The organism is Nocardiopsis flavescens, assembly GCF_900141985.1.
Taxonomy (GTDB): domain Bacteria; phylum Actinomycetota; class Actinomycetes; order Streptosporangiales; family Streptosporangiaceae; genus Nocardiopsis; species Nocardiopsis flavescens.
The window spans coordinates 1-13871 of the sequence record NZ_FQZK01000048.1 but is presented as its reverse complement, the minus strand read 5'-3'; the positions used below and the strand labels follow the sequence as shown (position 1 = coordinate 13871).

Sequence of the window (13871 nt, the reverse complement as noted above, 5' to 3'; positions counted from 1 at the left end):
GCAGGAAGGAGAAGTAGTACTCCTCCGCGATGTCGGAGGCCTCCTCGACCAGGACGCGGTGGACCGTGTGGCCCTTGATGTCCATGCCGAGGATCCGCTCGGCCTCGGCCCGGGCGCCCTCGGGGCCCTCGGCGACCTTCACGCCGCCGGCCTTGCCGCGGCCTCCGGTCTTCACCTGGGCCTTGACCACGACCTTGCCGCCCAGGCGCCCGGCCGCCTCCGCGGCGCGGCCTGGGGTGTCGGCGATCTCGCCCCGGACCAGCGCGACGCCGTACTCGCCGAAGATCCGTTTGGCCTCGTACTCGTGGAGATCCAACGCTCCTCCTCCTTCCGCTCGTCGCCCCCACCCACAGTGATACTTCATACTGTATGCAGTATTCAATAGGCACGGACGGGGAGATTCCCCTTCCCAAGCCACCCCTTGTTTTGCATACTGCATACAAGGAGGTGCCGCCATGTTCCCCCGCCATCTGCCGCGACCGCCGGCCCGACGCCCCCCGCCCCCGCCGCCCCCCGCTCCACCCGCCACCGACACCGCGGACGTCCGCGACTGGCGGGGCAGGCGGTACACGGTCGGCCCCTCCGCACGGGAGCTGACCGGGCTGCCCCGGTCCGCCCTGCTCCTGCGGGCCCTGACCGCCGCCGCGGCCGTGGGCGTGCTCCAGTTCGGCTACGGGGCTGCGGCCCCCGCACTGATCGCGGCGCACGGCTGGACGCCCGCCCAGGCCCTGGCCCCGTTCCTGGTCTGGGCACTGGTCCAGGGCTCCTTCGCCCCCGTGCCGCGCCTGCTCGGGGCGCGCGGCCTGCTGGGCCCGGGCCCGGCGGTCTGCCTCGGTGCGGCGCTGTGCGCCGCGGCCGTGTACGCGGTCGGCCACCTCTCGGACCCGCTGGCCGCCGTGGCCGGCTACGGCCTGCTCGGGGGCGCGGGGGCGGGCCTGGTCTACCACTCCTGCGCGGACCTGGTGGGGGGCTGGTTCCCGGACCGGCACACCGTGCGCCTGGGCGCCGTGGGCGGGGCCTTCGCCCTGGGGTCGGTCCCCCTGCTGCCCGCCCTGGTGCTCGGCCCGTTCCCCGCCTCCCCGGCAGCGGCCTCCACCGCCCTGGCCCTGGGCGTGCTCGTCCTGGGCGCGGCCGGCGGGATCGGCCAGCGCGCGGCACCGGAGCACTGGTGGCCGCCGGGGCGCGACCCGCGCGCGGCGGCGCTGCGCCGGAGCGCCGACCCCCCGGCCGCGCGCGACTTCAGCGCGGGCCAGGCCTGGGCGAGCGGGCGCTCGCTGCCCGCCCTGCACGCGATCGTGGCGCTGTCCGGGACGGTCGGCCTGTTCACCCTCGCGGCGCTGCCGCTGCTCCTGCTGGCGACGGGCCGCGATCCCACGGTGGTCGCGGCGGTGGTCACGGCGTTCGCCCTGGCCAGCGGCCTGGGCCGACTGGCCGCGAGCGGCGCCGCCGAACGCGCCGGGCGCCGCAGGACCCTCACGGTGCTGCTGGCCGCGACCGCGCTGGGGCAGGTCGGCCTGGCCGCCGCGGTCCCCTCCGGCCCGCTCCCCCTGCTGGTCGCCCTGGGGCTCGCCGTGGGCGCGGGGACCGGATCCTGCTACCCGCTGACCAGGGCGATCACCGAGGGGCACTTCGGGGCCGGGCGCCCGACCGACCTGGCCGGGCTCGTCCACGGCTCCAAGGCGGTCGGCGGCCTGCTGGGGGTGGGCGGCGCCATCGCGCTCCTGTCCCTGGCACCGGAGGGCGCCCACCCGCCCCTCCTGGCCGCGTCCGCCCTGCTCCCGGCCTCGGCCGCCGTCTTGGCGGCGCGCCTGCGCCGGCCGCTGCCGATCCGGACGCTTCCCCACGGGGTCTGGACAGCGGGCCACAGGAGTGCTCCAATGTGATGCACACGGTATACAGTATCCGTTTTTCCCACCGTCTCCCCCGCACCCACCGCTGAAGCACAGCAGTCCTCCCGCACGAAAGGGGTCGTCGCACCGATGGCCGACGGCAAGGTATCCACCGAAACCAACAGCGACAACACCATCTCCGGGGGCCACCTGGTGGCCAAGGCGCTCAAGGCCGAGGGTGTCGACGTGATCTTCACGCTCTGCGGCGGCCACATCATCGACATCTACGACGGCTGCGCCGACGAGGGCATCGACGTGATCGACGTCCGGCACGAGCAGGTCGCCGCGCACGCCGCCGACGGCTACGCCCGGATCACCGGCAGGCCGGGCTGCGCGGTGGTGACGGCGGGCCCCGGCACCACGGACGCGGTCACCGGCATCGCCAACGCCTACCGGGCCGAGAGCCCCATGCTGGTCATCGGCGGGCAGGGCGCTCTCAACCAGCACAAGATGGGGTCCCTCCAGGACCTGCCGCACGTGGACATGATCAACCCGATCTCCAAGTTCGCGGCCACCGTCCCGCACACCGAGCGGGTCGCGGACCTGGTCTCCATGGCCTTTCGCGAGGCCAACAACGGTGCCCCCGGACCGGCCTTCCTGGAGATCCCGCGCGACGTGCTGGACGCCAGGGTCCCCGTGGAGCGGGCGCGCGTCCCGGCCGCCGGCCGGTACCGGGCGTCCACGCGCCAGGCCGGCGACCCCGCCGCCGTCGAGCGCCTCGCCGAGCTGATCGTGCGCTCGGAGCGGCCCAGCATCCTGCTCGGCAACCAGGTGTGGACCACCCGGGCCACCGGCTCCGCCGTCGAGCTGGTCCGCGCCCTCAACATCCCCGCCTACATGAACGGCGCCGGCCGGGGCACCATGCCGCCCGGCGACCCGCACCACTTCCAGCTCTCCCGGCGCTACGCCTTCAACAACTCCGACCTCATCATCATCGTCGGCACCCCGTTCGACTTCCGGATGGGCTACGGCAAGCGCCTGTCCCCCGAGGCCACCGTCGTGCAGATCGACCTCAACTACGCCACCGTCGGCAAGAACCGCGACATCGACCTCGGCATCGTGGGCGACGCCGACGTGATCCTCTCCTCGGTGCTCCAGGCGGTCTCCGGGTACGGCGACACCGGGGCGCAGGCCCGCAAGGGCTGGCTGGAGGAGCTGCGCACCCAGGAGCAGGCCGCGCTCGACAAGCGCGCGCACCTGCTGGCCTCGGACTCCACCCCGATCCACCCCTACCGCCTGGTCGACGAGATCAACAGGTTCCTCACCGAGGACTCCGTGTACGTCGGCGACGGCGGCGACATCGTCACCTTCTCCGGCCAGGTCGTCCAGCCCAAGTCCCCCGGCCACTGGATGGACCCGGGGCCGCTCGGCACGCTCGGCGTCGGCATCCCGTTCGTGATGGCGGCCAAGTACGCACGGCCGGACAAGGAGGTGGTGGCGCTGTTCGGCGACGGCGCCTTCAGCCTCACCGGCTGGGACTTCGAGACCCTGGTCCGCTTCGACCTGCCCTTCGTGGGGATCGTCGGCAACAACTCCTCGATGAACCAGATCCGGTACGGGCAGATCGCCAAGTACGGCGCGGACCGCGGCGAGCTCGGCAACACGCTGGGCGACGTGCGCTACTCCGAGTTCGCCACGATGCTCGGCGGGTACGGCGAGGAGGTCACCGACCCGGCGGAGATCGGCCCGGCCCTGCTCCGCGCCCGCGAGTCCGGCAAGCCCTCCCTCATCAACGTCTGGATCGACCCCGAGGTGTACGCCCCGGGGACCATGAACCAGACGATGTACAAGTAGCCCGGAAGGAGAGTCATGGGCAAGGCACTCGACGGGGTCCGCATCCTGGACATGACCCATGTCCAGTCGGGGCCGTCCGCGACCCAGATCCTCGCGTGGATGGGCGCCGACGTCGTCAAGCTGGAGGCGCCCTCGGGCGACATCACCCGGCGCCAGCTCCGGGACAAGCCCGGCGTGGACAGCCTGTACTTCACGATGCTCAACTCCAACAAGCGGAGCATCACCCTCAACACCAAGAGCCCCCAGGGCCGGCGGATCTTCCTGGACCTGGTGCGCCGCAGCGACGTCCTGGTGGAGAACTTCGCCCCCGGGGCCCTGGACCGGATGGGGTTCACCTGGGAGGTGCTCGCCCAGACCAACCCCCGGCTGGTCTACGCCTCGATCAAGGGCTTCGGTCCGGGCGTGTACGCCGACTTCAAGGCCTACGAGGTGATCGCCCAGGCGATGGGCGGCTCGATGAGCACCACCGGGTTCGAGGACGGCCCGCCGCTGGCCACGGGCGCGCAGATCGGCGACTCGGGCACCGGAATGCATACAGTGGCCGGTATCCTCGCCGCGCTCTACCAGCGCGTGCACACCGGCCGGGGGCAACGCGTCCAGGTGGCCATGCAGGACGCGGTGCTCAACCTGTGCCGGGTCAAGCTCCGCGACCAGCAGCGGCTCGCCCACGGCCCGCTCTCGGAGTACCCCAACGACGACTTCGCCGACGAGGTCCCCCGCTCGGGCAACGCCTCCGGCGGCGGACAGCCCGGCTGGGCCGTGCGCACCGCCCCCGGCGGCCCCAACGACTACGTGTACGTGATCATCCAGCCCGCGGGCTGGGAGCCCCTGACCCGGCTGATCGGCCGCCCCGAGCTGGCCGGGGACCCCGAGTGGGCCACACCCGAGGCCCGGCTGGACAAGCTCGACAAGGCCTTCGCCCTGATCGAGGAGTGGTCGCGGGAACTGCCCAAGTGGGACGTGCTCTCGGCGCTCAACGCGCACAACATCCCCTGCGGGCCGATCATGTCCACCCGGGAGATCATCGAGGACCCCACGCTGCGGGAGAACGGCGTGGTCACCGAGGTCGAGCACCCCGAGCGCGGCAGCTACCACACCGTGTCCTCCCCCATCCGCCTCTCCGACTCCCCGGTGGTGGTCGACCGGTCCCCCCTGCTCGGCGAGCACAACGCCGACATCTACCGCGACGAGCTGGGCCTGACCGCCGAGGAACTGGCAGAGCTCTCATCGAACGGAGTGATCTGAGCGCATGGCCGTCTACACCCCCGAGCGTTCCGACCGCGACCCCGGCCCGGTCCGCGAGGTCCTCGACCGGGCCAGGGCCGAGGGCCGGACCGCCCTCACCGCCCCCGAGGGCCGGGTCCTCGCGCAGGCCTACGGCATCCCCGTCCCCGGCGAGGGCCTGGCCCGCACCGCCGAGGAGGCCGCCGCCCTGGCCGTCGAGCTGGGCCTGCCCGTGGCCGCCAAGATCGTCTCCCCCGACATCCTGCACAAGACCGACGCGGGCGGGGTGGAGGTCGGGCTGGACAGCGCGGAGGAGGTCGCCGCGGCCTTCGGCCGCATCACCGCCAACGCCCGCGCCCACGACCCCGGCGCGCGCATCGACGGCGTCCAGGTCCAGCAGATGGTCCCGGGCGGCCTGGAGGTCCTGGTCGGCGCCACCACCGACCCCACGTTCGGCAAGGTGGTGGTGTTCGGACTGGGCGGCGTGCTGGTGGAGGTCCTCAAGGACGTCTCCTTCCGCCTGGCCCCGGTCACCCGCCGGGAGGCGCTCGCCCAGGTCGGCGACATCCGGGCCGCCGAGGTCCTGGACGGGGTCCGGGGCGCCGAGGCGGTGGACCGGGACGCCCTGGCCGACCTGCTGGTGCGCCTGTCCGAGCTGGTCACGGACTTCCCCGAGATCGCCGAGGCCGACCTCAACCCCGTGTTCGCCACCGCGTCCGGCGCCATCGCCGCCGACCTGCGGTTCGTCCTGGACTTCGAGCCCGCCCCGGGGCCCAGGCGGTTCGGCCGGGAGGAGATCCTGGCCTCCATGGAGCGCATCTTCAAGCCGCGCTCCGTCGCCGTGATCGGCGCCTCCAACGAGGCAGGCAAGATCGGCAACTCCGTCATCCGCAACATCGTGGACGGCGGCTACCGCGGCGCCATCCACCCGGTCAACCCCAAGTCCGCCGAGGTCAACGGCCTCACCTCGTACAAGTCCATCACCGACGTGCCCGGCGAGGTGGACGTGGCGGTCTTCGCCATCCCGGCCAGGTTCGTGGCCGGCGCCCTGGAGGAGGCCGGGCGCAAGGGGGTGGCGGGCGCCATCCTGATCCCGTCGGGCTTCGCCGAGACCGGCGAGCAGGAACTCCAGGACGAGGTGCTGGAGGTGGCCCGGCGGCACGGGGTCCGCATCCTGGGACCCAACATCTACGGGTACTACTACACGCCCCAGAAGCTGTCCGCGACCTTCTGCACTCCGTACGACGTGGCCGGGGGGACCGCCCTGACCTCGCAGTCCGGCGGGATCGGCATGGCCATCCTGGGGTACAGCCGCAGCACGCGCACGGGGGTGTCGGCGATCGTGGGCGTGGGCAACAAGGCCGACATCGACGAGGACGACCTGCTCACCTTCTTCGGCCAGGACGAGAACACCAACGCCGTCGCCATGCACCTGGAGGACCTCAAGGACGGCCGGGCGTTCGTGGCCGCCGCCCGCGAGGTGGTCCCCAGGAAGCCCGTGGTGGTGCTCAAGGCCGGCCGGACCTCCGCCGGGGCCCGCGCCGCCGGTTCGCACACCGGCGCGCTCGCCGGGGACGACAAGGTCTACGACGACATCCTGCGCCAGGCGGGCGTGGTCCGCGCCCCGGGACTGACCGAACTCCTGGAGTACGGCCGCGCGCTCCCGGTCATGCCCGCCCCCAGCGGGGAGAACATCGTGATCATCACCGGTGCGGGCGGCTCGGGCGTGCTGCTCTCGGACGCGGTGGTGGACAACGGGATGTCGCTGTACGAGATCCCGCCGGACCTGGACGAGGCCTTCCGGGCCTTCATCCCGCCCTTCGGGGCGGCCGGGAACCCGGTGGACATCACCGGCGGCGAGCCGCCCTCCACCTACGAGAAGACCATCCGCCTGGGGCTGGAGGACCCCCGCGTGCACGCGCTGGTCCTGGGCTACTGGCACACCATCGTCACCCCGCCGCTGGTCTTCGCCGACGTCGTGATCGACGTGGTGAGCAAGGCCCGCGCGGCCGGGATCGACAAGCCGGTGGTGGCCTCGCTCTCCGGCGACACCGAGGTCGAGGCCGCGAGCCGCCGGCTCTTCGAGCACGGGATCGTCGCCTACCCCTACACGACCGAGATGCCGGTGAAGGTCCTGGGCGCGAAGTACCGCTGGGCCCGGGCCGCCGGACTACTCTGACCGGGTGCCCGGCCGGAGCCCGCCGCTCCGGCCGGGCCGCCGGGGCACGGCGCCCGCGCCGAACGCCCACCGCACCGAACGCACACCCCCTACCCGCCCGGCGGCCCTGGAGCCGCCGCCGCAAGGCCGCCGGGCACCGGTCACCGCGCGGACGGCCGCGTCCGGCCACGGTGATCCGTCCGCGTACCCGACAGAACAGGAGGTCCCGCACCACCCGGGGGCGACATGCGAACCACCGACTCGCATTCGCGCACACACGGAGCACCGCCTTGGATTCCTCACCCCCCGCCCCCCAGTCCTCCGACCCCCCGGCGTCGTCCGGGACCCAGGGAGCCCACGTCCCGGCGCAGCGCCGGGCCCACCCCTCCGAGTCCGGTCCCCCCGCCGAACCGGCCACCACAGCCTCCTCCGACACCCCGGCCGACGCCTCCGCCGCCCCTCCGCAGGAGGAGCGGTTCTGGAAGGCGGGCAGGCTGGAGCCGATGCCCATCCGGAGCCTGCCCAAGGCTCCGCCCTCCATCCACATCCTCGGCCCCACGGTGTTCCTCGTCGCCCTGGGCGTGGGCATGGGCGAGTCCTACATGTGGCCGCGCCTGGTCCTCATCTTCGGCCCCGAGATCCGCTGGCTCTTCCTGATCGGCCTCTCCCTCCAGGCCGTGGTCATGCTGGAGATGTCCCGCTACGCCATGGCCACCGGGGAGAGCATCTTCTACGGCGCCGCGCGCGTGTTCAAGCCGCTGATGTGGTTCTTCTTCCTGACCGCGATCCTGGTCTACATCTGGCCGGGCCACCTCTCGGCGGGGGCCTCCGCCTTCGAACGGGTGACCGGCATCCCCTGGCAGGCCACCGCGGTGGCCGGGATGCTCCTGGTGGGCGTGGTCTTCACCCTCGCCAAGGTCATCTACGACCTGCTGGAGAACGTGCTCTCCGTCTGCATCGGCCTGCTGGTGGTCGGTACGTCGGTGGTCGCGGCGATGGTCGGCGACCTGTCCGACCTGACCTCCACCCTCAGCGGGATGTTCGCGTTCGGGTACCTCCCGGACGAGGCGATGACGGCGGCCTGGTTCCCGATCATCGTCGGCGCGATCGCCTTCGCCGGGCCCTCCGGCATGCAGCAGATGTGGTACACCCTGCACCTGCGCGACAAGGGCGCGGGCATGGGCGCGCACATCCCCAAGATCCGGGGGCTGCGGCACGCCGGGGAGCAGGAGACCATGCCCTCCCGCGGGTTCATGTTCGACACCTCCGACCCCGCGGAGATGGCGAAGTGGAAGGGGTGGCGCCGCTGGGTCACCTTCGACGCCCTGGTGCTGTTCTGGGGCATCACCATGCTGGTGACGATCTCCTTCACCGTGCTGGCCCAGTCCGCGGCCCGGACCGACCCGCAGGTGACGGAGCTGATCCGGGCCGGCGACCGGGAGGCGTCGCTGGACGCGATGGCGGGCGCCTTCTCCGCGGCCGGCAGCCCGGTGCTGGGAACGGTGTTCTTCCTGTTCATCGCGCTGATCGGCCTCAACGCGACGCTGGGGCTGTTCGACTCCTTCTCGCGCGGCCAGGCCGACATGACCTACAACTTCGTGCCCGGCGCCAAGCGGTTCGGGCTCTCGAAGCTGTACAGCATGTTCCTGTGGGGGCTGATCGGCTTCGGCATCCTCATCCTGCTGTTCGGACCGGCCGACGGGCCCGCGGCCATCCTCGACGTGCTGGCGTTCCTGTCGGCGTTCGCGATGGGCGCGTACTGCGTGGTGCTGCTGCTGGTCAACAACATCACGCTGCCCAAGCCCATCCGCCCCGGGATCGTCTCCAACGCGATCATCGCGTTCGCGGCCGTGTTCTACCTGGGCGCGCTCTTCTACTCGCTGTTCGCCTTCGGGGTGGTGGTCGACTGATGCCCGCCTCCTCCGCCCTGCGCCCGTGGGGCAGCGCCGCCGTCCACCTGGAGGTGGCGGTCCCGGGCGCCGCCATCGGCGCCGTCGCCGGTCTGTTCGCCACGGGGGTCGGGATGGCGGCGGGCCTCCCGGCCGCCATGACCGGCACCGCCGGGCTGGCCCTGGGCCTGCCGCTGGCCGTCCTGGGCGCCGCCTACAGCGTGCTGCTGGCGCGCGGGGTCTTCCCGATCGGCGCGGTGGCGCCGCTGGCCCTGTACTGGCTGCTCGGGTTCCCGGCCGCCCAGCTGTTCGACGCCCACATGGTGGCGTGGGTGACCGGCGCGGGGTCCGCGCTGCGCGAACCGCTGCCGTCGTTCCTGCTGTTGCAGGCCATGCTGAGCCTGGGCTTCACCATCGGCTTCCTGTGGCTGCACGAGCGGACCATGCCGCACTGGCTGATGCGCGTGCGCGGCCACAACCCGGTGGCCGAGGCGCTGTTCCAGCGCTACGTGGAGCACGCGGCGCACCTCCAGCGCCGGCGCGGGCCGGGCCGGGCGCCCCGCGGGCGCCGGCGGCCGGACTGACCCGCGCGCGTGCGCGCGGCGGCGGCCCCGTGGACCGTTCCGGACGGAGCGGCCCCGGACCGGACCGCGCGTGCGCGGGGTGGGACCCGAGGCGGTCCCCCCACCCGGCACGGGCCACCGCGCGTGCGCGCGGCGGCCGGGCCGGCGGCCCCGGCGGGCACCACCCGCCGGGGCCGCCGGCCGCCGGGCTCGGGCACCCGGACCGGGGGGAGCACGGGCTCCGGACCGGCCGGGAAGCGCGATCCCGCTCCGTCGCGCGCATACGCGTGGCCGGGCCCCCGGCGGGGAACCCGGGAGACGCGGGCACCCCGGTCAGCCGGGGAACCCGATCCCGAGCCGGTTCCACGCAGGTGCGTGGCGGACCCCCACCGGCGAAGAACCCGCAGGCAGAAGCGCGAACCCGGGCACGGGCACCCCGATCAGCCGGGGAACGCGATCCCGAGCCGGTCCGCGAGTTCGCCGGCGCCGATCCCGTACGTCTCCCGGATGCGCACACCCTCGGGCCCCACGTCGAAGACGCCGTGGTCCGTGTAGACACGGCCCACGCAGCCGACGCCGGTGAGCGGGTAGGTGCACCGCGGCACGAGTTTGGGCTCGCCGGAGCGGGTGAACAGGGGCATCATCACGTAGACGTCCTTGGCGCCGATGGCGAGGTCCATGGCACCGCCCACGGCGGGGACGGCGTCGGGCCGGCCCGTGTGCCAGTTGGCCAGGTCTCCGTCGAAGGCCACCTGGTAGGCACCCAGGACGCAGACGTCCAGGTGCCCGCCGCGCATCATGGCGAAGGAGTCGGCCTGGTGGAAGTACGCCGCTCCGGGCAGCTCGGTCACCGGGACCTTCCCGGCGTTGGTCAGGTCGGGGTCGACGTCGTCGCCCTCGGCCCGGGGACCCATGTTGAGCATGCCGTTCTCGGTGTGCAGCACCACCCCCGAGTCGGCCGGCAGGTGGTCGGCGATCTTGGTGGGCTGGCCGATCCCGAGGTTGACGAAGGCCCCGGACGGGATGTCGCGCGCGATGACGGCGGCCAGCTCGTCCATCGACAAGCGGTGGTCGGCGGCCGTCGGCGCCCCTGCGCGGGGCCGGTCGCTCGGCGAGGTCATCGTGCCCCCTGGACGGTGTAGCGGCGGGCCTGCGCCCGGACGACCCGGTCGACGTGGATGGAGGGGGTGACGACCGCCTCGGGGTCGAGCCCTCCGGGCTCGACGACCTCGTCGACCTGGACGACGGTCGTCGTCGCCGCCGTCGCCATGACCGGCCCGAAGTTGCGGGCGGTCTTGCGGTAGGTGAGGTTGCCCAGCGTGTCCGCCCGGTGCGCGGCGATCAGCGCGTAGTCGCCCTTGATGGGGTACTCCAGCAGGTACCTGCGGCCGCCGATCTCGCGCTCCTCCTTGCCCTCGGCCAGCGGCGTGCCGACCCCGGTGGGGCAGTAGAAGGCGCCGATCCCGGCCCCGGCCGCGCGCATCCGCTCGGCCAGGTTGCCCTGCGGCACCAGTTCGAGTTCGATCCTCCCCTCGCGGTAGAGGCCGTCGAACACCCAGGAGTCGGACTGGCGCGGGAAGGAGCAGAGCACCTTGCGCACCCGTCCGGCCGCGAGCAGCGCGGCGAGCCCGACGTCGCCGTTGCCGGCGTTGTTGGACACGATCGTGAGGTCCCGGGCACCCTGCCGGATGAGGGCCTCGATCAGGTCGAACGGCATGCCCGCCAGCCCGAAGCCCCCGACCAGGACGGTGGACCCGTCCTCCACTCCGGCCACCGCGGCGTCGGCGCTCTGTACGATCTCCGCCCGGCTCATCGGGTGCCCCCCTGCTCCGCGCAGTTCTCCAGCACGACGGCCAGCCCCTGGCCGACCCCGATGCAGATCGCGGCGACGCCGTAGCGCTCCCCCGTCTCGCGCAGCACCCCGGCCAGGGTGGCCAGGACCCGGCCGCCGGAGGCCCCCAGCGGGTGCCCGATCGCGAGGGCCCCGCCCTTGCGGTTGACCAGGGCGGGGTCGACCCCCCACCCGTCGATGCAGGCGAGCGCCTGCACGGCGAAGGCCTCGTTCAGCTCCACCGCGCCCACCCGGTCCCAGCCGATCCCGGCCCGGGCCAGCGCGCGTTCGGCGGCCTCGACCGGGGCGTACCCGAAGTCCCGCGGCTCCAGTGCCGCCACGCCCCGGCCGGCGACGCGCGCGACCGGTTCGGCGCCGATGGCGGCCGCGGCGCGCTCGCTGCCCAACAGCATCGCGGAGGCGCCGTCGCTGAGGGGGCTGGCGTTGCCCGCGGTGATGGTGCCGCCCTGCTCCGGCGGGCGGAACGCGGGCGCGAGCGCGGCCAGCTTCTCCGGTGTGGAGTCGGCCCGCACGCCTTCGTCGCGGACCAGGCCGGTCCCCGGGACGGGTGCCACCAGGTCGTCGTAGAAGCCCGATTCCCAGGCCAGGTGGGCGAGGCGGTGTGAGCGCGCGGCGAACGCGTCCTGCCGTTCACGCGAGATGCCCAGGCGCTCGCCGAGCAGTTCGTTGGCCTCGCCGAGGCCGACCGTCCACTCCCGGGGCATGTGCGGGTTGACCAGGCGCCAGCCGAGGGTGGTGGACACCGCGGTCACGTCGCCGGCCGGAAAGGGTTTCGCCGGCTTGGGCAGCACCCACGGCGCGCGCGTCATCGATTCCACGCCGCCGGCCAGCACCACGTCGGCGTCGCCGGTCTCGATCGTCCGGGAGGCCGCCATGGCCGCGTCGAGGCCGGAGCCGCACAGCCTGTTGACCGTGGTGCCCGGCACTGCGACCGGCAGTCCGGCGAGGAGGGCGGCCATGCGGCCGACGTTGCGGTTGTCCTCCCCGGCGCCGTTGGCGTTGCCCCACACCACGTCCTCGATCGCGGCGGGGTCGAGCCCGGGTACCCGGGCGAGGGTGGAGGTGATGGCGGCGGCGGCGAGGTCGTCGGGGCGCACGCCCGCCAGCGCACCGTTGAAGCGACCGAACGGCGTCCGTGTCGCGGCGTACAGGAAAGCACTCATGGCAGTGACGGTAATCCCTGAGCGCTATATCCTGAAGTACTCATATCCCTCGTCATTGATAGGCAGAGCATATGGATCTCCGTCACCTCCGGTACTTCGTGGCGGTGGCGGAGGAGCGCCACTTCGGCCGTGCCGCCGAGCGGCTGCACATGGCCCAGCCGCCGCTCTCCCAGCAGATCCGCCGGCTCGAAGCCGACCTCGGCGTGGAACTGCTCCACCGCACGACGCGGCGGGTCGACCTCACCGAGGCGGGCCGCGCCTACCTGGAGCGGGCGCGCGCGATCCTCGCCGACGTCGACGGGGCCGCTCACCACGCCCGCCTGGTCGCCGCCGGCTCGGTGGGCCACCTGGCGCTGGGGTGCGTGGGGTCGGCGACCTACAGCCTCCTGCCGACGCTCTCCCGCCGGCTCTCGGCGGAGCTGCCCGGCGTCGACTTCTCCTTCCGCGGCGAGATGCTGGCGCCCGACCAGGTCGAGGCGCTGCGCACGGGGGCGATCGACGTCGCGCTGCTGCGCCCGCCGGCGGCCGACCTCTCCCTGGCGGTGCACGTGCTGCGCCGGGACCGGCTCATCGTCGCCCTGCCGACGGATCACCGCCTGGCCGGCCGCGCCCGGCTGCGGGCACAGGACCTGGCCGGGACCGACCTGATCGTGCACTCCGCCGACCGGCGGTCGGTGATGTACGACGTCGTCCTGGGCCTGCTGCGCGACGCCGGGGTCGAACCGCGGATCCGCCACGAGGTCGGCGAGACCTCGACGCTGGTCACCCTCGTGGCCGGCGGCCTCGGGGTGGCGGTCGTGCCCGAACCGGTCGCGGCGCTGGCGCTGGACGGGGTCGCCTACCGCCCGCTGGCCGGGGCCGACGCGCGCGTGGAACTCGCCGTCGCCCACCGGGCCGACCGCGCCGAGCCCCACCTGGCGCGCACGGTGGAGATCATCCGGGCGACGGTCTGAGGGGCCGCCCCGCGACGGCCGGGAGCCGCCGCGCCGGGGCGCCGGGGCGCGGGGAGGACAGGCGCTAGCTTGGCGTTTAACCTGGTTGCTTGTCTCCGGAGCGGCCTTTAATGCTCGTTTCGTGCTTCTTCGGGACCCCGTAGCGGGGAGCTGGACGCTTGTTCCGACTCCCCGCCGGGCGCCCCGGACCCGGCCCCGAGGGTTTCGGTGCACCCACACACCCAGGCAGGTCCGCGCGGATGTACCGAAACCCCCGACGGACCCGGGACGGACTCATCCGGACCGGCTCCACCGGCCGGTGCCAGGGCAGACACACCTGGACGACAAGCCCTCGGGCCAACCGCAACTGGGTGTAGGCCACGAGCACCACCCAGGACCACCGGTCC

General features: G+C 73.4%; 11 protein-coding genes. 7 read left to right on the top strand and 4 right to left on the bottom strand.

Features of this window, described 5'->3' with window-relative positions:
* A partial coding sequence (locus BUE45_RS30570; RefSeq protein ID WP_178378708.1) for an ATP-grasp domain-containing protein occupies positions 1-316 on the bottom strand: 316 nt, incomplete at its 3' end.
* A 139-nt stretch (positions 317-455) separates the two neighbouring features.
* Between BUE45_RS30570 and BUE45_RS30565 the strand changes: the two genes are divergently transcribed.
* The 6 genes from BUE45_RS30565 to BUE45_RS30540 all read left to right on the top strand — a co-directional run bounded on the left by BUE45_RS30565 (position 456) and on the right by BUE45_RS30540 (position 9538).
* A complete protein-coding gene (locus tag BUE45_RS30565; protein ID WP_073384403.1) occupies positions 456-1883 on the top strand; it encodes an MFS transporter in 1428 nt (475 codons plus the stop codon).
* Positions 1884-1979: 96 nt separating this feature from the next.
* Positions 1980-3683: a thiamine pyrophosphate-binding protein gene (locus BUE45_RS30560; protein ID WP_073384402.1), complete on the top strand. Its 1704-nt coding sequence runs from the start codon at positions 1980-1982 to the stop codon at positions 3681-3683.
* Positions 3684-3698: 15 nt separating this feature from the next.
* Entirely contained in the window at positions 3699-4928 is a 1230-nt protein-coding gene (gene frc / locus BUE45_RS30555) for a formyl-CoA transferase (RefSeq protein WP_073384401.1), read from the top strand.
* A gap of 4 nt (positions 4929-4932) precedes the next feature.
* Positions 4933-7086 (top strand): acetate--CoA ligase family protein, encoded by a 2154-nt coding sequence (locus BUE45_RS30550; RefSeq protein WP_073384400.1) that lies wholly within the window; start codon positions 4933-4935, stop codon positions 7084-7086.
* 269 nt (positions 7087-7355) lie between these two features.
* Positions 7356-8975, top strand: a complete 1620-nt coding sequence (locus BUE45_RS30545; protein WP_073384399.1) for an Nramp family divalent metal transporter — start codon at positions 7356-7358, stop codon at positions 8973-8975.
* Positions 8975-9538 carry a hypothetical protein gene (locus BUE45_RS30540; protein ID WP_073384398.1) on the top strand — a complete coding sequence of 188 codons (564 nt, stop codon included), beginning with the start codon at positions 8975-8977 and terminating at the stop codon, positions 9536-9538. Before BUE45_RS30545 ends, BUE45_RS30540 begins: the two co-directional genes overlap by 1 nt.
* A gap of 419 nt (positions 9539-9957) precedes the next feature.
* Here BUE45_RS30540 and BUE45_RS30535 read toward each other — a convergent pair whose 3' ends face one another.
* The 3 genes from BUE45_RS30535 to BUE45_RS30525 are packed head-to-tail and all read right to left on the bottom strand — an operon-like array spanning position 9958 to position 12532.
* Positions 9958-10638 carry a 3-oxoacid CoA-transferase subunit B gene (locus BUE45_RS30535; RefSeq protein WP_073384397.1) on the bottom strand — a complete coding sequence of 227 codons (681 nt, stop codon included), beginning with the start codon at positions 10636-10638 and terminating at the stop codon, positions 9958-9960.
* Positions 10635-11330: a 3-oxoacid CoA-transferase subunit A gene (locus BUE45_RS30530; protein ID WP_073384396.1), complete on the bottom strand. Its 696-nt coding sequence runs from the start codon at positions 11328-11330 to the stop codon at positions 10635-10637. The genes BUE45_RS30535 and BUE45_RS30530 overlap by 4 nt, the downstream gene beginning before the upstream one ends.
* On the bottom strand, positions 11327-12532 hold the full coding sequence (locus BUE45_RS30525) for a thiolase family protein (protein ID WP_073384395.1): 1206 nt from the start codon (positions 12530-12532) through the stop codon (positions 11327-11329). Before BUE45_RS30525 ends, BUE45_RS30530 begins: the two co-directional genes overlap by 4 nt.
* A 71-nt stretch (positions 12533-12603) precedes the next feature.
* On the opposite strand from BUE45_RS30525, the gene BUE45_RS30520 reads away from it, so the two are divergent.
* On the top strand, positions 12604-13485 hold the full coding sequence (locus BUE45_RS30520) for a LysR substrate-binding domain-containing protein (protein WP_073384394.1): 882 nt from the start codon (positions 12604-12606) through the stop codon (positions 13483-13485).
* Positions 13486-13871: the final 386 nt, after the last annotated feature.